The organism is Leyella lascolaii, from assembly GCF_900079775.1.
GTDB classification, from domain to species: domain Bacteria; phylum Bacteroidota; class Bacteroidia; order Bacteroidales; family Bacteroidaceae; genus Prevotella; species Prevotella lascolaii.
Window position 1 is genome coordinate 595,830 of sequence record NZ_LT556038.1, and the last position, 20,709, is coordinate 616,538.

11 protein-coding genes are annotated in these 20,709 nt (G+C 53.8%); all 11 read right to left on the bottom strand.

Annotated elements, in window-relative coordinates; translation table 11 throughout:
• Positions 1–1,347, bottom strand: a complete 1,347-nt coding sequence (locus BN4609_RS08290; RefSeq protein WP_068856130.1) for a glutamate synthase subunit beta — start codon at positions 1,345–1,347, stop codon at positions 1–3.
• Between the two features lie 31 nt (positions 1,348–1,378).
• Positions 1,379–5,857, bottom strand: a complete 4,479-nt coding sequence (gene gltB, locus BN4609_RS08295) for a glutamate synthase large subunit (protein ID WP_068856132.1) — start codon at positions 5,855–5,857, stop codon at positions 1,379–1,381.
• A 936-nt stretch (positions 5,858–6,793) separates the two neighbouring features.
• A complete protein-coding gene (bla, locus tag BN4609_RS08305; RefSeq protein ID WP_068856136.1) occupies positions 6,794–7,684 on the bottom strand; it encodes a class A beta-lactamase in 891 nt (296 codons plus the stop codon).
• Positions 7,685–8,705: 1,021 nt separating this feature from the next.
• Positions 8,706–10,049: a PepSY-like domain-containing protein gene (locus BN4609_RS08310; RefSeq protein WP_164071613.1), complete on the bottom strand. Its 1,344-nt coding sequence runs from the start codon at positions 10,047–10,049 to the stop codon at positions 8,706–8,708.
• A gap of 1,119 nt (positions 10,050–11,168) precedes the next feature.
• The gene (locus BN4609_RS08315) at positions 11,169–12,443 is read right to left on the bottom strand and encodes a hypothetical protein (RefSeq protein ID WP_068856140.1); all 1,275 of its coding nucleotides are present in this window, start codon (positions 12,441–12,443) and stop codon (positions 11,169–11,171) included.
• Between the two features lie 514 nt (positions 12,444–12,957).
• Complete coding sequence (locus BN4609_RS08320; protein ID WP_068856142.1) at positions 12,958–13,716, bottom strand: LytR/AlgR family response regulator transcription factor; 759 nt, start codon at positions 13,714–13,716, stop codon at positions 12,958–12,960.
• A 15-nt stretch (positions 13,717–13,731) separates the two neighbouring features.
• A complete protein-coding gene (locus BN4609_RS08325) occupies positions 13,732–15,759 on the bottom strand; it encodes a tetratricopeptide repeat protein (RefSeq protein WP_068856152.1) in 2,028 nt (675 codons plus the stop codon).
• Positions 15,760–16,456: 697 nt separating this feature from the next.
• Positions 16,457–17,506 (bottom strand): ketol-acid reductoisomerase, encoded by a 1,050-nt coding sequence (ilvC, locus tag BN4609_RS08335; RefSeq protein WP_021992525.1) that lies wholly within the window; start codon positions 17,504–17,506, stop codon positions 16,457–16,459.
• A gap of 107 nt (positions 17,507–17,613) precedes the next feature.
• A complete protein-coding gene (locus BN4609_RS08340) occupies positions 17,614–18,384 on the bottom strand; it encodes an acyl-[acyl-carrier-protein] thioesterase (protein ID WP_068856156.1) in 771 nt (256 codons plus the stop codon).
• Positions 18,368–18,922 (bottom strand): acetolactate synthase small subunit, encoded by a 555-nt coding sequence (gene ilvN / locus BN4609_RS08345; RefSeq protein WP_021992527.1) that lies wholly within the window; start codon positions 18,920–18,922, stop codon positions 18,368–18,370. The genes BN4609_RS08340 and ilvN overlap by 17 nt, the downstream gene beginning before the upstream one ends.
• A 17-nt stretch (positions 18,923–18,939) precedes the next feature.
• Positions 18,940–20,652 (bottom strand): biosynthetic-type acetolactate synthase large subunit, encoded by a 1,713-nt coding sequence (ilvB, locus tag BN4609_RS08350; RefSeq protein WP_068856158.1) that lies wholly within the window; start codon positions 20,650–20,652, stop codon positions 18,940–18,942.
• Between the last annotated feature and the right edge of the window lie 57 nt (positions 20,653–20,709).

Consider the following 20,709-nt stretch of genomic DNA (forward strand, 5'->3'; position numbering starts at 1 on the left):
CTATAGCTTTTTAAGATAATTGTCTATGTCCTGAGCGGCTTTCCGTCCGCCCGCTATGCATCTCACCACGAGGCTTGCTCCGGTAGCCGCGTCGCCCGCAACGAACACGTTGTCGGCATATTCGGGATGCTGCGGTCTGAGGAATCCCATTGCCAGAAGCACCATGTCGGCGTCTATCATTTCCTTCTTGCCCGTGGGTCTCATCACCGGGCGTCCGCCGTCGGAGGCAGGAGTCCACTCCACCTCCTCCACTTCCACACCGCTCACCCGTCCGTCCTCCGTCCCGACGAAGCGTGTCGAGGCAAGACACCAGCGGCGTTCGCAGCCCTCCTCGTGGCTCGAGCTGGTCTTCAGCACCTGCTGCCACTGCGGCCATGGAGTAGCCGGATTATATCCGACAGGCGGTTTCGGCATTATCTCTATCTGCATCACCGACACCGCACCCTGCCTGTTGCTCGTGCCGATGCAGTCGCTGCCCGTGTCGCCTCCGCCTATCACGAGCACCCGTTTGCCCTTGGCACTGATGTGGCTGTCGCCCTCGAAGGTCTGTCCGGCAAGCACCCTGTTCTGCTGCGAGAGCATCTCCAGTGCGAAGTGTATGCCTTTCAGCTCGCGCCCGGGAATGTCAAGGTCGCGCGCCTGCGGCGTTCCTGTGCACAGACACCATGCGTCGAAGCCGTCAGGAAGGTTCTGGGGGTCTATCGGAGTGTTCACACAGAACCTCACGCCCTCGGCTTCCATGATGCCGATGCGGCGGTCGATGACAGCCTTGTTGAGCTTGAAGTTGGGTATGCCGAAGCGCAACAGTCCGCCCACATACTCATCCTTCTCAAACACCGTCACCTCATAGCCCATGGCGTTGAGGCGGTTTGCGGCGGCAAGCCCTGCCGGTCCGGAGCCCACTATGCCCACCTTCATGCCGTTGCGCCCATACTTGTGCGGCTGCACATATCCTTCCCTGAACGCCGCCTCTATTATGGCAGCCTCGTCCTCCCTTATCGTCACGGGGGCGTCGATTGCCAGTTTGAGCACGCAACTCTTCTCGCAGAGCGCCGGACAGATGCGTCCGGTGAACTCGGGAAAGTCGTTTGTGGCAGTCAGTATCTCGTAAGCCTCGCGCCACTTGCCCTTATACAGTGCGTCCTGAAACTCCGGAGGACGGTTGCCCAAGGGGCACGCCCAATGGCAGAAAGGCACTCCGCAGTCCATGCAGCGCGACGCCTGCAGCTTGCGTTCACTCGTGTTCAACGTCTGTTCCACCTCACCGTAGTCGCTTATCCTGTCGTGCACCGGACGGTAGCCCGCCTCCTGCCGTGGTATGGTGAGAAATGCTTTAGGGTTTCCCATATATGTTTCTGTGATAATGTTCTGACTCTGTTTAATAATCTCTCTGCACGTCCGCTATCTTCTGTTGCAGCTTCCGCATCTGCTCTTCGGCAAGTACGCGCTTGTATTCGATAGGTGTCACCTGTATGAACTCGTCGGCATAGCGGTTCCAGTCGTCAAGCATGGTGCGCGCCAAGGGTGAGCATGTGTACAGATAATGCTGTCTGATGAGCTCGTGAAGCTCCTTTCTTGCAGTGGAACTCTCGAGCAGCGACAACTCCACCATCTCCATATTGCAGAAGTAGTCGAACGTGCGGTCGCGGTCCCAGACGTATGCCACGCCGCCGCTCATGCCCGCGGCGAAGTTGCGTCCGGTCTTTCCGAGCACCACGACCCTGCCTCCCGTCATGTACTCGCAGCAGTGGTCGCCCACGCCTTCCACCACTGCCACGGCGCCGGAGTTGCGCACCGCGAACCTCTCGCCCACGCAACCGTTGATGTAGACCTGTCCTCCCGTGGCTCCGTAGAGCAGCGTGTTGCCTGCGATGGTGTTCTTTCCGGCGTCGAAGTTCGACCTTATGGGCGGACGAACAGATATGAGTCCGCCGCTCAGACCCTTGCCCAGATAGTCGTTCGCCTCACCTTCGAGGCGGAAACTTATGCCGTGCTCGAGGAACGCCCCGAAGCTCTGACCCGCCGAGCCTTTGAATCTGACGTTGATGGAATGCTCGGGCAGTCCGTCGTTGCCGTATCTCGCGGCGACCGCTCCCGACAGCATCGCGCCGACAGAACGGTCGGTGTTGGCGATGGCATAGTCGAGCGACACCTCCCTGCCGTTCTCTATGGCGTCGCGCGCTGCGGCAATCATGCCGACGTCCATCACGCTGCCGATGTCGTGCCGCTGCTCTCCCGTGTGGCGGATGGCTGCTCCGTTGTCAACCATATGCAGCATACGGCTAAAGTCGAGCAGCGAAGCCCTGCCGTGTCCTTCGGTGTTCTTCAGCACGATAAGGTCTGTCCTGCCCACTATGTCGTCGAGTCTGGTGAATCCCATCTGCGCAAGATACTCCCTCACTTCCTGCGCGAGGAACCTGAAATAGTTCACGACGAACTTGTAATGACCGCGGAAATGCGCGCGCAGACGTTCGTCCTGAGTAGCCACTCCCACCGGACACATGTTGGTGTGACACTTCCTCATCATCACACAACCGAGCACAATGAGCACCGAAGTGCCGAATCCGAACTCGTCGGCACCGAGCAACGCCATGCTTATAATGTCGCGTCCGGTCTTCAGCTGACCGTCCGCCTGCAGGCGCACCTGCCCGCGCAGACCGTTGAGGACGAGCGTCTGCTGTGTCTCGCTGAGCCCTATCTCCGGCGGAACACCGGCATAGCGCATCGACGAAGCGGGCGAGGCACCCGTTCCACCCTCCGCTCCTGAGATGACGATGAGGTCAGCCTTCGCCTTGGCAACGCCCGCCGCGATGGTCCCCACTCCGCTTTCCGCCACGAGCTTCACGCTTATCCGTGCCTTGGGATTGACATTCTTAAGGTCGAAAATGAGCTGCGCGAGGTCCTCGATGGAGTATATGTCGTGATGGGGAGGCGGAGATATGAGCGAGATACCGGGTATGGAGTGGCGCGTACGGGCTATTACCTCGTCCACCTTGAAGCCTGGCAGCTGTCCTCCCTCACCCGGTTTGGCTCCCTGCGCCACCTTTATCTGTATCTCGTCGGCATTGACAAGATATTCGGCAGTCACTCCGAAACGTCCCGACGCCACCTGTTTTGTCCTGCTGTTGAGCGATATGCCGTCCGACGAACCGTGAAAACGGCTGCTGTCCTCGCCTCCCTCGCCGGTGTTGCTGCGCGTTCCCAGCTCGTTCATAGCAAGCGCGAGAGCCTCGTGAGCCTCCTTGCTGATGGCTCCGAACGACATAGCTCCGGTCACGAAACGGCGCACTATGTCCTCCACAGGCTCCACACGGTCTATCGGGATGGGACTGGTCTTGAAGTCGAAGAAGTCGCGGAGGAATATCTCACCGTCCTTCCGGTCGGCAAGAGAAGTGAACTCCTTGAACTTCTTATAGCTCCCCAACCTCGTGGCGAGCTGCAAGGCGGAGATGGTCTCAGGGTTCCAGGCATGCCTCACCCCGTCCTTACGATAGGAGAAAAGTCCGATGTGAGGCAGCAGTCCCGACACAGCGGCAGAGCCGAACCCGTCGTTGTGGAACGCCGCATAGTCGCGCGCTATCTCCTCCAAGCCTATTCCGCCGATGGTGGAGACATCCGTTCCGAAGCAGTCGTGCAGCAGTTCGGCTCCCACTCCCACCGCTTCGAATATCTTGGCGCCGCGATAAGAGCGGATGGTACTTATGCCCATCTTGCTCATTATCTTGTATAATCCCTTGCAGAGAGCCTTGACATAGTTCTTCTCAGCAGTGTCGTAGTCGAGCTGTATGGCGTTGCTTCTCACCAGAGAGTCGGTCACCGCGAACGCCATATAAGGATTGATGGCACTCGCCCCGTAGCCAAGCAACAGGGCGGCATGCATAACCTCGCGTATCTCACCGCTCTCCACGATGAGCGCGGTCTGCACTCTCTTCTGCACGGATATGAGGTGATGGTGCACGGCACTCACCGCAAGGAGCGACGGGATGGCTGCATGCGAGGCGTCCACAGCGCGGTCGGAGAGTATGATATAGTTAGCCCCCTCGTCCACCGACGCCTCCGCCTGGCGGCACAGACTGCCGAGCGCGGCGTGCAGGGAGGCTTTTCCGCCAGCCGGACTGAATACAGCCGACAGCTTCACGGTGTTGAATCCCTTGTAGCGTATGTTGCAGAGGATGTCGAGCTGGGTGTTTGTGAGCACGGGGTGAGGCAGTCTCACCATCTTGCAGTGCGACTCGTCGGGCAGCAGGATGTTCATGCCCACCGCACCGATGTACTCCGTGAGCGACATAACAAGCTCCTCGCGGATGGGGTCAATGGGCGGATTGGTGACCTGGGCGAACTGCTGCCGGAAGTAGTTGAAGAGCAGTTGGGGACGGTCGGACAGCACTGCGAGCGGCGTGTCGTTGCCCATGGAGGCAGTCGGCTCGGAGCCGTTGACACACATAGGCTGTATGACAAGCTCCACATCTTCGCGCGTATATCCGAATGCCCTCAGCTTTCTTGCGTAGTCGTCCACGCTGTTCTGCGCCTTGCGTCCGCTGCGCAGGGCGTCCAGCTCAATGCGGTTGGCTGACAGCCACTGCCTGTAGGGCTTCATAGAAGCCAGACTCTCCTTCAGTTCCCCGTCGTAGTATATCCTGCCCTCCTGTGTGTCCACGAGCAGAATCTTGCCCGGCTGGAGGCGTCCTTTCTCCTTTATGTCGCCCGGCTCGAAGCCTATGACGCCAGCCTCGCTCGCCACAACCATCATGCCGTTGCGCGTTATGAGATAGCGGGCGGGGCGCAGACCGTTGCGGTCGAGCATGCCACCGGCATAGCGACCGTCGCTGAAGAGGAGCGCCGCCGGACCGTCCCACGGCTCCATGAGGATGGAGTGGTACTCGTAGAACGCCTTCAGGTCCTCGCTGATCGGGTTCTTGTCGTTGAACGACTCGGGTATGAGCATCGCCATGGCATGGGGCAGACTGAGTCCCGACATGACGAAGAACTCAAGCACATTGTCGAGCGAGGCACTGTCGCTCATGCCCGGCTGTATGACGGGACGTATGCCTCTGACATCGCCCAGAGCCGGAGTGGAGAGCACACTCTCGCGCGCCTCCATCCACGCGCGGTTGCCCCTGATGGTGTTTATCTCGCCGTTGTGCGCGAGCAGACGGAACGGTTGGGCAAGGCTCCACGTGGGAAACGTGTTGGTGCTGAAGCGCGAGTGCACCACGGCTATGCCGCTCGTGAAATAAGGTTGGGTGAGGTCGGGGAAATATTCGCGCACCTGCACCGACGAGAGCATGCCCTTGTAGACGATGTTCTTGCTCGAGAGCGACACGATGTAGAAGTCCTTGTGCGTGATGCGACGCTCGATGCGCTTGCGTATGATGTACAGGGTGCGGTCGAAGGTGGCAGTGTCCGCCGCCCCCGTTATGAACACCTGCCTGATGTCCGGCTCCGTGGCGAGCGCGTCCTTGCCGAGCACCGACGAGTTGACGGGCACGCTGCGGAGGTGCATCAGAGTGAGTCCCTCGCGCTCAATCTCCTCTATCATTATGCTGAGCATGCCCGCCTGAAGGTCCGGGTCTTTGGGAAGGAACACCAGACCCGTGCCGTACTTGCCCTTCTCCGGCACAGGAATGCCTTGCAGGAGAATGAACTCGTGGGGTATCTGAAGCATGATGCCGGCACCGTCGCCGGTCTTGTTGTCAGCACCCTCGGCACCCCGGTGCTTCATGTTCTCGAGCACCTTGAGAGCCGAGTCCACCAGTTCGTGCGACTTGTTACCGTGTATGTCCACTATCATACCCACTCCGCACGCATCGTGTTCGTGTGATGCGTCATATAATCCGGTTCTTTCCGACATTGTCATATTATCAAAAGTTATCGTTTTACCCTATAATTCTTTCCTTGTGAAATATATTTATCACAAATCATTTACTTTGTCCTGCAAAAGTAATAATTTCCTTTCAGAATGACAGGAAAGACCATACTGATAATCAAAAAAAATAAAGCCATCTTACGATTTATAACATAGCAGCCATCCAAGGCACCGATATCACAATATATGTAAGCATAAAACCGGTATTTTATAACATATTGTAAATCGCGCGATATTTATATAATAAAAATGCCGGAAAAACGCTCCGGTTACGTTTATTCTGCCATAAAAGACTCCGGAACCGACGGCATGGCATGACGGGAAACAGCCTGTGCGCAAGCGTAAGCGTCAAAACGCACCGCCCGGGAATCCCATGCAGACACGACGGCAAGTGGATGAAACAGGGCGATGAAGGGGTTTGGTATTGGCGTAGAAACAAACATTGGGGAGGAACAACGGTGGAACGTCAACTCCGCGAGAACGGCGTGGAAGCGTGCAGGAGCAGTTCCCGGCGCAAATACGCGAGTTTTGCACGGTTTGGGTATCTCTCTGTCTGCCAGCCATTTATGCGATACAATCAAATAAAAAAGGATTTATCCTCGTGCGGAAAAGCCCATTCGGGCAGACGGAAGAGCCTTTTTGACACCACAGGAAAGGCTTTTCCGGATGCCGACAGAGCCTCTTCCGTACACCGGAAAAGCGGGTTTCGCCCGTCGGAAAACCTTTTTCAGGCTCATCATACGAAAGAAGCGGAGATATAGAACAACAGAAACGGTATCGCCTCCGGATAGACTCCGCGATGCCATTTCTGTTTTACAGCTTTCAGACTGTCAAAATTTTTTACTTCAGCCACAGCTTGTCCATCCATGCGAAGCAACTGCGGCGGCATGGCGGAAAGGCAACGTACCGTCCGCAGGCTGACCTGCATCAGAGTCCGCGCGCCGTCACCTCCTCCACTATCTCACGCGCCACGGCGGCTATGACGGCTGCATTGACAGCGTCGGTCTCGGCGGAATCTTTTATGAAGACGGTGATGTAGCAGTTGCGTCCCGACGGCATGCGCACCACGGCGACATCGTTGTCACCGGTCTTTATGCCTGCTATGCGGTCGGAGCTGCCCGTCTTGTGGGCTACATGAAGGCTTTCAGGCACTCCTGCGCGTATCTTGTCAGCACCCGTCACGGTGGCTGCCATCATGCTCCGCAGAGGCGCGTAGAGCGGTGTGGAGCCTTCGAAAATGATTTTCATGAGCCGTGTCATAGCCTCCGGGGTGCTCCAGTTGTCGTAGCAGCGGGTGATGTCGCGGTGCATGGCGTCCTCATCGTGCATCAGGCGGAAGCCGTCCACACCGAGCGAGCGCACATAACGGTCGACCTGCCCTATTCCGCCCGCCATGCGTATGAGTATGTCGCAGGCGTTGTTGTCGCTTTCCGCCACGCTGTATCTCATCAGTCCGGCAAGCGTGATGTCGACGTCTCCCGACGGACGGGCGTCCCTCAGCGGACTGTAAGTGTTCTCGCGCAGCATGGCTCTCTCAACATGCACCACGGTGTCGAGGCTTGTACCGCTTGCCGACATGTCGGCAAGCACCTTCATGGCGACATGTACCTTGAACACGCTCATGAGCGGAAAGCGCACCCGCGCGTTCCTTACATAACTGAAGTCACCGCATTCAGCCGACACTCCGACGGTCATCCGCCTGCCCGAAAGGATGGAGTCAATGCGCTCCGCGAGGGATGACGGCATGCCGGCACACCACAGACGGCAAGGCAGGAGTGTGACGGCGAAGAGGAAAAACAGACGTGTAAGATTTATCATATGTACCTTAATTCCGCAACACTATTATAAATTAAACTTTTTAAGTACCTGAGCAACAAAAAGTTGCTCAGGATTTTGCCATGTCGAAGAATTCACTTATCTTAGTGTTGCAAAAAATAAACAAGAAAATCCGACGATAGACATGGCAAAAATACAAATTAAATCTGAGAAACTCACTCCTTTTGGAGGAATATTTTCTATCATGGAGCAATTTGACTCCACATTGTCATCAGTAATCGNTAATGCTTACGCAGACATTTTTCAGACTGATTTTGGATAACGCCTACAACTTATGGGTATGATACTGCGTATTGCCTCAAGTCGCATTGTGGGGTAAGGGAATATTGAGGGTTGCAGTGGGGATTTCTACCTCAATTTATCTGCTAATTCAGTAAGAGAGGACATGTACACGCAAGAAGGACGTTGAAGGGCTTAGTTGAGGATTTGAGGATGTATATAAATATGGTGCAAAGATAATGCAAATGAGAGGAAAAGAAAGCCTGCTTTCAATTTCCCGAATGCAGCTTAGCTTATGCAAAGATAATGCAAGGCGAGTGCAACAGCAAGTCGTAAAAACGAAGTTTTGCCGGACTTGATACTGCCGAGCCGAAGCTTATCTTATGCAAAGATAATGCAAATGAGAGGAAAAGAAAGCATATTACAGAGGATAAATACAATGGCGCCAGCCTGTAGAGACGCAAAATCTTGCGTCTCACGAGGAAGGTATTGCAAGGTGAGGACACTGTTACGTGCTGTCCTTCAATGCGGTTTTCAATCGGGAGACGCAAGATTTTGCGTCTCTACTTTTGGGGCGCGAGTATTATATATATGATTTAACGATACATAAAAACTATGGCGCGAGCCTGTAATGACGCAAAATCTTGCGTCTCACGATTAATCCATTGCAAGGTGCGGACACTGTTACGTGTTGTCCTTCAATGCGGTTTTTAATCGGGAGACGCAAGATTTTGCGTCTCTACTCAGGCTCGCGCCATGATAATCACAAGCATGTCACAGTGCGTCAGTCGTCATATTCCTTATGCAGGAGCGTCCCCGCAGCGCTTATGACATACTGCACCTCCATGCGGGCGGTCTCTATCTCAATGGTGTAAATGGTGTCGGAAGGTTTCTCCTTGACCTCCATCTCCATGTTCACCTTACGGAAGTCCTTATCAGCCTCGAGCGTGGCGCGCACAGCCTGCGGCAGGGCGTCGTAGCTGTAAAGGTCGTACTCGGTCTCCACCCATTCGCTTCTGCCGTTGAACTTCACCTCCTTTATCAGTCCGTCGTGCTTTATCTTTATCTCCAGCAGACCGTCGTCATACTCCTTTCCTATCACTACCGCACCGTTGTATTTCTGTTCGATGAATGTCAGGAGGTCTTCGGCAACGGGCACCTTACCGTTCTCTCCGCCGGAGATGTCAGGATTCTGCGGACGGTCGATGAACGTTCCGTCGGCACTGATGTACACGTCGGTCTCGTCATCCCACGCGCTCCGTATGCGCTCAAGCTCAAAACAGTAGTAGTGGTTTGTGGCAGACAGGAACTCCTCGGCGTCGTCCACGCGCCACTCTCCGGTGCTGTACTTGCCGGTGAGGGCACTGAGCACCACCTCAGGAACGAGTCTGGCGTAGTTTCGTCCTAAGTCGGTCTTGGTGTAGACCCACTGTCCTGACGAGTCGAACACCGCCTCATACTTCAGTCCTCCGTGCACGAACTCTATCTCTGTGGAGTTGTGCTCGCGCTCCATATCCACCATGCGGGCTCCCGGATAGTTTTGTGTGAGCCATGCGCTGATGGCGTCAGACGGTGTCTGCGGCAAGTAGTCGTGATAGTCGTTGTCCTTCTCCACGTCGGCAATTTCCTTCACGAGTATGCCGTCGGCGGTGTAGTAGAGATCCATCTCGGTCTCGACGCCCGACTCCTTTTTCTCCACCTGTATCACATAGAGAGCCTCGGCGTTTCCAGGTCTTTGCAGATAGTCCACCTCATCGTCGGTCATCCACGGTGACTTGGAATAGTCGCTTGCCTCGAAAGCGGTCTTCACGGCATCGGGAATCATGGCGTAAGGCATCTCTATCTCGGTCATGTTCCACTTTCCTGTGCCCCATTCAAACCATGCCGTATGGTCTTTGGCAGCGGCTTTCTGTCCGTTTGTGGTGAAGCTGGCAACGGCATACGAGTTGTATTTCTTAGCCCACGTGACGTTCGTGGCGTCCGGATATTTCTGCTCAAACTCAGCCAACACAGCCTTGGGCACCTGACTCTCGCTCAGACGTCCGTCGTCAAAAGAATCATTGTTGTCACACGATAACATGATGAACATCGCCATCATGAGTGTCAGAATAGTGAATCTTCCTTTCATACGCATAAGTTTTTATTTTTACGTTATTATTATTCTGTTATGCCGCAAAATTATTACACGATTCTGAAAAGAATCTGAAATCCGCACCAGAATTCATTATTTTTATTTCAAATAGGATAATATATAATCATATAAAAGGTGGTACATCCCCCTTATTCCGACCGCGCGGACCAGTAGAGACGTAAAATTTTGCGTCTCACAAGGGAGAATTGCGATGACGGAGGGGATGATATTGATATAATATATTGGTGTGGGTGGGTCGGGAGACGCAAGATTTTGCGTCTCTACTTTTGGGGCGAGAGTATTATATATATGATTTTACAGATACATAAAAACGATGGCGCCAGCCTGTAGAGACGCAAAATCTTGCGTCTCACGAGGGAGAATTGAGCTGACAGAGGGGATGATATTGTGATTATATATTGGTATGGGCAGGACGGGAGACGCAAGATTTTGCGTCTCTACTTTTGGGGCGAGAGTATTATATATATGATTTTACCGATACATAAAAACGATGGCGCCAGCCTGTAGAGACGCAAAATCTTGCGTCTCACGATTAATCCATTGCAAGGTGCGGACACTGTTGCGTGCTGTCCTTCAATGCGATTTTTAATCGGGAGACGCAAGATTTTGCGTCTCTACTGAGGAAGAATGCGATGAAGGAAGGGAGGATGTTGATATAATATATTGGTATGGGTGGGTCGGGAGACGCAAAATTTTGCGTCTCTACTGGGGAAAACAAACAATATTAATTTGATTTTATCCATAACAGGAACGGAAACCGATATACACCAACCGGGCGTTGAAAGCACCATGGACATGCCGCCATAGACTATGCGATATATAAAAGTCCGGCAACCGGGAACCGGTGCCGGACCGTTTTTTACTGCCGTTATGAAAAATTGAACAGCAATGAAAAAACAAAGCAAACTATCTACAAATAATTATTTATCATGTCTTCCGCCGACTGACTCCCGGCATATCACAACCCGGAACATCACCACAGACTGTTGAGCTGATACCGGAACAGCCGACAATGAAGGCTGTTGAGCCAAGACTTATTATGCTCAAGACCTATATAAACGGAATAATGGACATCACCGTACGGTTTTGTACAGATTATTTCGGGAACTGGAATCCGCCGTCCTTAGAGTCTTCTGCTTTCGCTGAAACCCATATAACGTTCGACGGAATATTAAGACTGCCCTTCATTTTCCCTGTAAAATTACTATAATCAACGCCTATAATATCCTTCATATATAAATCTACCGACATCACACGTTCACTTGTGCAGCTCTCAGAAAAGGAATAAGCTATTATGGCAGACATATTAATCGGAGAGCTGTCCGCCGCATATTTATAACGACTACCAGGCTTTAGCTCATCTTTTTTGTAATACATTCTCAAACCTGTTGTGGAAAAAGCTCCTATATTATTACCGTAATAAGATAATCCAGGAAGCATATTATAAGTAGTTTCACTTCCAAACATATATATCGCACTAAGGTCATAACTTGCCTTTGGAGGTATGGATATAATACGCTGTGCATAAGTTGTTGTACTGCCACCGTTTGTACTGCCGCCTCCAACATTCACGCCTCCGGCAAGCTGACCTACCGTTCCACCTATACCCAAGGCATTGGCTACGCTACCAAGATTCACACCTGCGCCAGACGAAGAAGATGAAGTTGATGTAGTGGAAGAAGGCACATAATAACAAATAGACTTACCCATTCGTACGAAGAAACTATTGCCGAGGTCTACATATACCGTGCGGTCTGACTTGTTTTCAATCCGTACCGATATAGCGGGACCTTGTAATCCATACGCAAAAGTTTCTCCAATAGGATTAAATACATCCGGTTTGTTCTTAACTGAATACATTGTTCCGCGTACAAAACTTATCCTTATGTTACCGTCATCCAGCACAGAACCGTCTTTCACTCCCCAACTCAGCAATGCCCATTTAGCATCCTTATCCTCCTCACCTTCTTCCGGCTGATACGCTATCTCCGCATTCACCTGAGCCAACGCCTCCTCGTTGGCTTTCCTCGCGGCATCGTCCAAATCCGTCACCTTCACCATCACCGGACCCTCTCCCGCCGGTTCGGCTGCCGCCGGAGCCTGCTTTGCCGCCGGCTGCGCGTCCTCATACAGGTTCAACGTGGAGCCGTCCTGACGCTTCACCATCAGCACCTTGTCCTTCTCCATGCGCTTGATGTCGGCATCGGTCTTATTCTCCGTGTTGTAGAAAACATACTTGTCGCTCACTTCCACATTCCATCCTTGGAGCACGTCACCGTCCTTCGTGATGATCTTATCCTGTGCCACGGCAGGCATGAAAGCCATGAATGCCGCAAAGACAGTTGAGACCAGAATCTTGAAATCGTTCATATTATAATCGTTTTATATTGTCCCTGCAATCTGCTGACGGACATATGACTGCCCGACAACACGGGTAACATGAAAAAGGAATGCCCGAGTATCACCTCTGCCTGCACGAGTTTTTATTTTTCCATAGTGAATGCAAGCCGACAGTGACGTCAGACATTCCATATCAGGAAAGTCTCGCCATGAGAGGCGGATGAGAATACCGTCTCTGCGTATGTCCGCATACCTGATGCCGTTACGCGCTCCATACATGCCTGCGCAGCCGCTTCGGAGAAACGGCGGAGTCGCGTGAGACGCACGGCATCTGTATGCGCAAAGTTAGGAAAACAAAAGAAAAAATGCAACCACGGTCGGAGCGAACGTGCACCGTACGCGCTCCAACCGTGCCCGAACGGGAGAAAAACGTGACTATGCGGTAATTAAAAAACACCAGGAAAATAATCAAGGATTAACGCACACAATAGTCATAAGCCATACAGCCTGCCGCACTGTGCCGCCGAAGAGCCGCACCTGCTTCTCACAGCAGCTTCAGAGCCTCCTTTATCTCCGAATAGTGGCGGCGGCTCGCCATTATCTCAAGATTGTTGAACGGCGGGAAGAGCACACACCTGAGCGTGGTGTACTCCACCGATGCGAGGTAGTCGATGTTGAGAATACAGTTGGAGCTCACCTTCACAAACGTACTGCTCATAGCGAGTATTTCCTTCGCCTTGGTGGTGCGGCGCAGACGGTGCTCCTCCATGCTGGTAAGCACAATGACCCAGCAACGGCTCTCGTCATAGCGGAAAAAGAGAATCTCGCGACGCCGGAGCAGCATGAGACGGTCTACGGTCTGCACGGCGAAGCGGTCGCCAGAGACAACGTCGGGTGTCTGCGGTTGTGCCACACCTCTGCCGCTGCGCCTGTCGTCCCTCACACGCTCTATTATGGCGCGCAGCTCTTCGGTGGTATATGGTTTGAGAAGATAGTCGAACGCCGAGGCGCGCAGCGCGTCGATAAGGTACTTGTCGTATGCCGTGTAGAACACCACGTGCATGTTGCTGCCCATGAGAGGTCTCATCTCCTTCATCAGCTCTATGCCGCTCGTGCCCGGCATCTCCACGTCAACGAAAATAATATCGGGCTGATGGCGCATTATGCTGCGCCTCGCCTTCCCGACACTTGTCTGTGTGTCGGCAACGACAATGTCGTCGTAAGCCAGCAGGTCAGCCTCCAAGGCACGTATGGCTCCTGGTTCGTCATCGATGATGACGGCTGACATCACTTTGTTGTTCATAGGTCTTTTTATGTGTTATAGGTTGAACTGATAGCTATAAGGTATGTATATTGTGACGAGAGTGCCACGCTCTCCCGCATCCGAAAGGTTGCGTATGTCGAACCGCATCTTCACGGTGTTTCTCGCGTTGAGCATCTCCACCGTGCGGTAGAGCATCTTCAGACCGTTTCCAGTGCCGCGTTCCGAGTTGCTGTGCGCGCCGGGATTGTATCCGCATCCGTTGTCGCGGATGCTCACAAGCGCTCCCCTGTCCCTGCCGTCGATGCTCACCGTTATCTCCCCACAGCCTTCCATGCCGTCGAAGGCGTACTTCAAGGCGTTCTCAACGGGAATCTGTATGCACATAGTGGGCACGAGGATGCCCGTGTCCACAGTCTCGTCCACATGCCAAGAGACATGCGGCGTCACCGGATTGGTCTGCTCACGGAGACTCACGAAGTCCTTAACAACCTCCATCTCCTCGGCAAGTGTCATCGCCATCTTGTCTGATGCGAGCAGGTTTGAGCGCAACACCTTCACGAAGAGCTGCATCTTATGCGACAGTTCCTCATACTGCCTCATAGCCGGCATGATGGCGTTGAGCACGTTGAGCGTGAAATGCGGTGATATGCGGTTCTTCACATTGTCCATGCGAAGCCTTGTAACCAGAGCGAGCTGACGGGCATATATGCGCTCGTTCTTGCGCCGCACGTATACGAACACCAGCACCGCCCCGAGCACGACAATGAGGAGCAGGGCGACGATGAAGACGATGGTGGTGTGCTGTTCGGACAGCTGCACGTTCTTTCCGGCTATGAGTATGTCACGCTTCAGGAGCGTTGTGTCCTGCCGGTAGCGGTAGTCTATCTCCGCGATGCTGTTCATGTGTCGCTCGTTGCGTATCGAGTCGTTGTATTTCTCCACCATTTCCCTGTACATGTAAGCCTTGCGCCAGTCGCCCTGACGCTCGTAATACTCCATCAGACGCTTGTTGTGAAGATACATGTAAGAAGGTCCCACGCGCTCGGGATTGTAAGGCTTTGACAGATACCTGCCCGCCTCGTCGAGCCTGTGCTCGTTGAGTGCGAGCGCAGCCTGCAGGCTGTTGAGATAGAACATGGCGTCCTCGTTTGCCTGCGGAGCCTGAGCGAAATGCGCATACGACTTGTCCAGATAGAAGTGAGCGGAATCGTAACGTCCCAGTAGAGTGTATATCTCACCGATGTTGGCCTCCGTAAGCGCGTCGAGCGACGGTTGGCTGAACTTCCGGACTATGTCGTATGCCTTCATGAAGCACTCCAATGCCTCTGTGTAACGTTCCTCGAAGTAGTAGCAGTTGCCCTTGGAGTTAAGGAAGTAATACTCCTCATACTCCAGCCTTTCCTCCGGATTGCGCTCCGCCATGTCGAAGTAATGATGTGCCTGAGAGAAGTTATGCATGTCCGCATACACCTGTGCCAGACCGACATATATGCTGAACCTCACCTTCTCCGAGCCCAGCGAGTCAGCCACCCACAATGCTTTGCGGTAGTAACGTGCCGCACTGTCCCAGTCGCCTTTCTGTCTGTACTCGTCCGCAAGGTTTATGCAGATGTTCTCAAGCTCGCGCCGGTCGGAGGTGCGGTAGAGCGCGTCGTAGGCGTGATGAAGGCATGCTATGGACGAGTCGCGCATGTTCATGCCCAGCAACAGCGCGCGACGATGATTCCAGCACATGGCTTCCAGAGCCTCACACCCCTCGTGCGAACGGGCATAAGCCATCACCTTGCGGTTGATACTGACGGCATCCGGGGTGTTCCCCATAAGGTGGCGGCAGTATCCGGCAAACAGTTCCAGCCTGTAATACGACATACTGTCGGTCAGTCCTTTCTGTGCTTCGCGGAACCGTTTCTCCATCAGGTCAGGATTGGTATATACAGAATCGAAACGCGATATGAGCAGTGTGTCTATGCGTTCCCGCTCCGCAGTCACACCGGTCTGTCCGGCATGTCCGCACGACAGCATTCCGAGAAGCGTCATGCACATGCCTATGATTGTCTTGGAGTATCTCTTTTGTCTTTCCATACACGGTTCAAGGGTTTTCCCTTTTCTATTTATGGTTTGCTTACATCAGGCGGAGGAGCGCGGCGAATGTAGCATATCACCACGCTTAAAATGTTTCCCTCCATTAAAATAATAGTACAAATATACAACAAAAAATCGGAAAAATACAAACCAAACGTACTTCATCGCCTTTTTTTAAAGGCATCCGACACATGAAAACTCAAAATTAAGCCATATTATTACAGATTATACACGAAAATCGTTCATATAAATCCGCGCCAGCATAAATGCAAGAACAACATATGAAATATGCGCGCCGTTCACACCATATTATATATATAGCATGATGTAATAATATATATGGTATGATGTAATAATATATATGGTATAATGTAATAATATATATGGCATGATGTAAAGCCTAAGACGGCTCATCGGAAAACGGAGATTCATGGCGCGGAACCGTGCGTTCCGCGAGATGGAAAAGCACTGACGGGCAGGATGATGTTGTGATTATGTATTGGTATGGGGTGGTCGGGAGACGCAAGATTTTGCGTCTCTACAGGGTGGGCGGCACTATGACGGACGGGGAAAACACCTGGAATGAGGCGCGGTATGGCATTCATGGCATGAATATGAAATAAAAAAAGCGTCACAACCAAGCCTTAATGAAAAACAGGCATGGTTGTGACGGATTGTAGAATGAGAAGTATTATGCTCAGAGCTCCTCGTTCTCAGGACGGAGCTTGCGCACAGTTTCGGCAGCGCGCCACATTTCCTTCTCACGCATAGCCTTCAGTTCGGCATTGAGTTTCTCACGATAGTCGGGCTGCGAGTTGCTGTCGATGGATATCTGCGCCTCGTTGCCTGTCTTCACGGAAAGGTAAAGCCACTCCATGACAGGCTTTATAGCGTCGCGGAAACGGGGTGCCCAGTCGAGCGCGCCACGTTGTGCGGTGGTGGAGCAATTGGCGTACATCCAGTCCATTCCCTTAGCCGCGAAGAGCGGCATGAGGCTCTGGGTGAGTTCCTCCACAGTCTCGTTGAAAGCCTCCGACGGTGAATGTCCGTGCTCGCGCAGCACCTCATACTGCGCCTCGAGCAGTCCTTCGATGGCACCCATGAGCGATCCGCGCTCACCGGTAAGGTCGCTTGTAGCCTCGCGCTGGAACGTTGTCTTGAACAGATAGCCCGCGCCTATGCCTATGCCGAAGGCTATAGCCTTGTCCTCAGCCCTGCCCGACGCATCCTGATATACGGCATACGAGCAGTTCAGTCCGCGTCCCTCGAGGAACATAGAGCGCAGCGACGTGCCCGAGCCTTTGGGCGCAACCATCATCACATCGACATCATCAGGCGGCACAACGCCCGTGCGGTCGTTCCACGTGATGGCGAATCCGTGCGAGTAATAAAGAGTCTTGCCAGCCGTGAGATAAGGTTTCACCTTAGGCCAGACGGCTATCTGCCCTGCGTCGGAGAGAAGCATGCATATTATCGTACCCTTGTCGGCAGCCTCCTCTATGGAGAACAGCGTTTTACCGGGGACCCATCCGTCCTCCACAGCCTTGTCGTATGTCTTGCCCTGACGCTGCCCCACAATCACGTTGAATCCGTTGTCGCGCAGGTTGCATGCCTGTCCGGGACCCTGAATGCCATAGCCCAGAACCGCTATGGTCTCGTTCTTGAGCACTTCGCGTGCCTTTTCCAATGAAAACTCTTTGCTGGTGACAACTGTTTCCAACACGCCACCGAAATTCAATTCTGCCATATATTCAACTTGTTTTTATGCAACCCGAAGGCCACGGTTTATTATATTATTTAATCAAACGGGGGTGGCAAATATAGCAATTTATAAGCTATCAGCCAAATATTCTGTCACTTTTTCACAAATTTAATCTTACAACGGCATGTCTCCGACTCCTTTTCCGCGTCGTCGGAGAGCCTTGTCACGCGCACGCAATACTCACTTTCACCGGTCTGTTCAAGATAAATGTTGAGCCGGTCGCCCATGTATGCCTCCGCAACATAGGCAATGTCGATGCGGCGTATGTCGTTGCTGCGATACCACCCAATGTCCCACAGGTCGAGGATATGCTCTATATATTTCACGCTGTTGAAGTGTCCGTTCACGTCAACGTCGCTGTAGCGAGCCTCGATGGTACGCACCGGCTCAGCCACGGCGTCCATTTTCACGCGCGATGGCGGCTCTATGGGGCACGGCGTCACATCGTCGACATACCCTACAATGAGTCCGTCGCGCACAGCCATTATGTCAACCGGCTGCCGCGTCACGGTGTCGATCATCGCCCATATGCTCCTTCCATATCCGCACAGCCGTCCGCCGCTGTCCCTCACGACATAGTTGCGGCTTGTGAAATAGCGTTTCACACTCTCCACCCATGTGCTTACGGTGATGGTGTCGTAAGCCTCCGGCATGCGCTCCATCTCCATCACGAGGCGCGAGAGCACCCATGTGCGGTGTAAAGGATTGAGACAGTTCATGCCGAATCCCCTGTCGTTGGAGTGGAAGTCGGCTGCATTGAGCAGACTGTTTCCCAGATGTCCGAGGAACATACGGTGTGAGAAATCGCAGTGGAAAGGCTCCACCAGAAAATCATAATTACCTATCTTACTCTTCATTTCCATTGTCGTCGTTGTATTTCTGCCTGTGAAGATAGTCAGCCGCAGGCTCGTCGAAGCTCCTTGTCACGGCTATCCTGCCCGAGCGGCTGTATTGCAGCAGACATCCGAACTTGCTCAGACAATAATAAAGGTCGGTGACATCCTCGGTCAGTCCGGCATACTGCACGGTGCTGTAAGTAGGGTTCACCTCCATCATACGCGCCCCGTGCCTCCGTATGGTGCGCGATATCTCCGGATTGTCGAGCAGTTTCGGAGTGGATATCTTGTAGAGTCCCACCTCATGGATGAACAGTTCGTCGTCGCGGTAGAAGTCAGCCTTCACCACGTCTATCTTCTTCTCGATGAGCTTTGTTATCTTCTGTATCTGCTCCTCGTCGCTCCACGCCGTGATGGTGTACTTGTGTATGTCGCGTATGCTCGACGCCGACACGTTGAGACTCTCTATGTTTATCTGGCAGCGCGTGAACACAGAGGTTATCTGATTGAGTATTCCGGCGAGGTTCTCAGAATAAACAAGCAATGTATATAAGTTTTTCTCCATTTCCTTCCTGTTGATAGTTATTTTATTTCAAGGAGCATCTCGTCGACGCTGCAGCCCGGCGGCGTCATCGGCAGGACATTGTCCTCCTCCCTCACGGCGCACTCGAGCACGTAAGGTCCGGGCGTCGAGAGCATGCGTGCGACAGCGTCGTGCAGCGCGTCACGCTCCGTAACGACGGCGTAAGGGATGCCATATCCCCGGCAGACGTGCTCGTAAGAGGGGTTGAGCATGTGTGTGAAGGAGTATCGTCTGTTGAAAAACATGTACTGCCACTGGCGCACATTGCCCAGAAAACTGTTGTTGAGCAGTATTATCTTAACGGGTGCCTGCTGTTCCATTATGGTGCCGAGCTCCTGTATGCTCATCTGGAATCCGCCGTCGCCTGTGAAAAGACACACCGTGCGATGAGGCGTCCCGAACGTCGCCCCCACAGCCGCCGGCAGTCCGAACCCCATAGTGCCGAGTCCGCCGCTGGTGACGACGCTCCGCTTGGAGTTGTATCTGAAGTAACGGCACGAGAACATCTGGTTCTGCCCCACATCGTTCACGAGCACCGCGTCGCCGCCTGTCGCCTCAGCCACGGCATTGACCACCTCGCCCATAAGCAGCGGACCGTCGTGCGGATGTATGGCAGGCTGTATGACACGGGCGTCCTCCTCGTCGGCGAGCGGGCGGAAACTGTCTATCCACTCACGGTGACTGTTCTTCTCGAGCAGCCTTGTCACGGCAGGCAGCGACATCTTGCAGTCGCCCAGAACCGCCACATCGGTCTTCACGTTCTTGTCTATCTCGGCGTTGTCGATGTCGAAATGTATTATCTTAGCCTGTCGGGCATAGGTGTCGAGACGCCCCGTCACGCGGTCGCTGAACCTCATTCCGATGGCAATGAGCACGTCGCACTGCTGCTCCTTGACGTTTGGCGCATAGCTGCCGTGCATGCCGAGCATGCCCATATTGAGCGGATGGCCCGACGGCAAAGCCGAGAGTCCGAGCAGCGTGCGCGCCGCCGGTATGTCGGCTTTCTCAAGAAACTCCACCAGCTCGTTATGCGCGCCGCCCAGCTCGACGCCCTGTCCCACGAGGGCGAGCGGCCGGCGGGCAGAGTTGATGAGTGCGGCGGCACGCGCCACAGCCCCGTCGTCGAGCTTGGGGTAAGGCTCATAGCTGCGCACTGACGTCACCTTGACCGGCTTCCACTCCGTTGTTCCCACCTGCGCGTTCTTCGGGAAGTCGAGCACCACAGGTCCGGGACGTCCCGAACGGGCTATGTAGAACGCCTGACTCACAGCCCACGCAATGTCCTCGGGGCGTCTTATCTGATAGCTCCATTTGGATATAGGCTGCGCTATGCCCACGAGGTCGACCTCCTGAAAGGCGTCCGTGCCGAGCGCGCTTACGCCCACCTGTCCCGCTATGACCACTATGGGAGTGGAGTCCATCATGGCGTCAGCCACTCCGGTGAGAGTGTTCGTGGCGCCGGGACCGCTCGTGACCAGACACACGCCCACCTCACCGCTCACGCGGGCATATCCCTCCGCGGCATGGGCAGCCCCCTGCTCGTGGCGCACGAGCACATGGTTGAAGGCATGTCTGTCGCCTACTGTATAATCGTAAAGAGCGTCGAAAACCGGCATTATGGCTCCGCCGGGATAGCCGAAGATGGTTTTCACCCCCTCGTTCTGCAGCGAGCGCATGAGCGCCTCCGCTCCTGTTATAATTTCCTTTGACATTTATATTCCTTTTTACTGAGCCGCGCGGAGTGTGATGGAAACGGCTTCCGTCCGCCA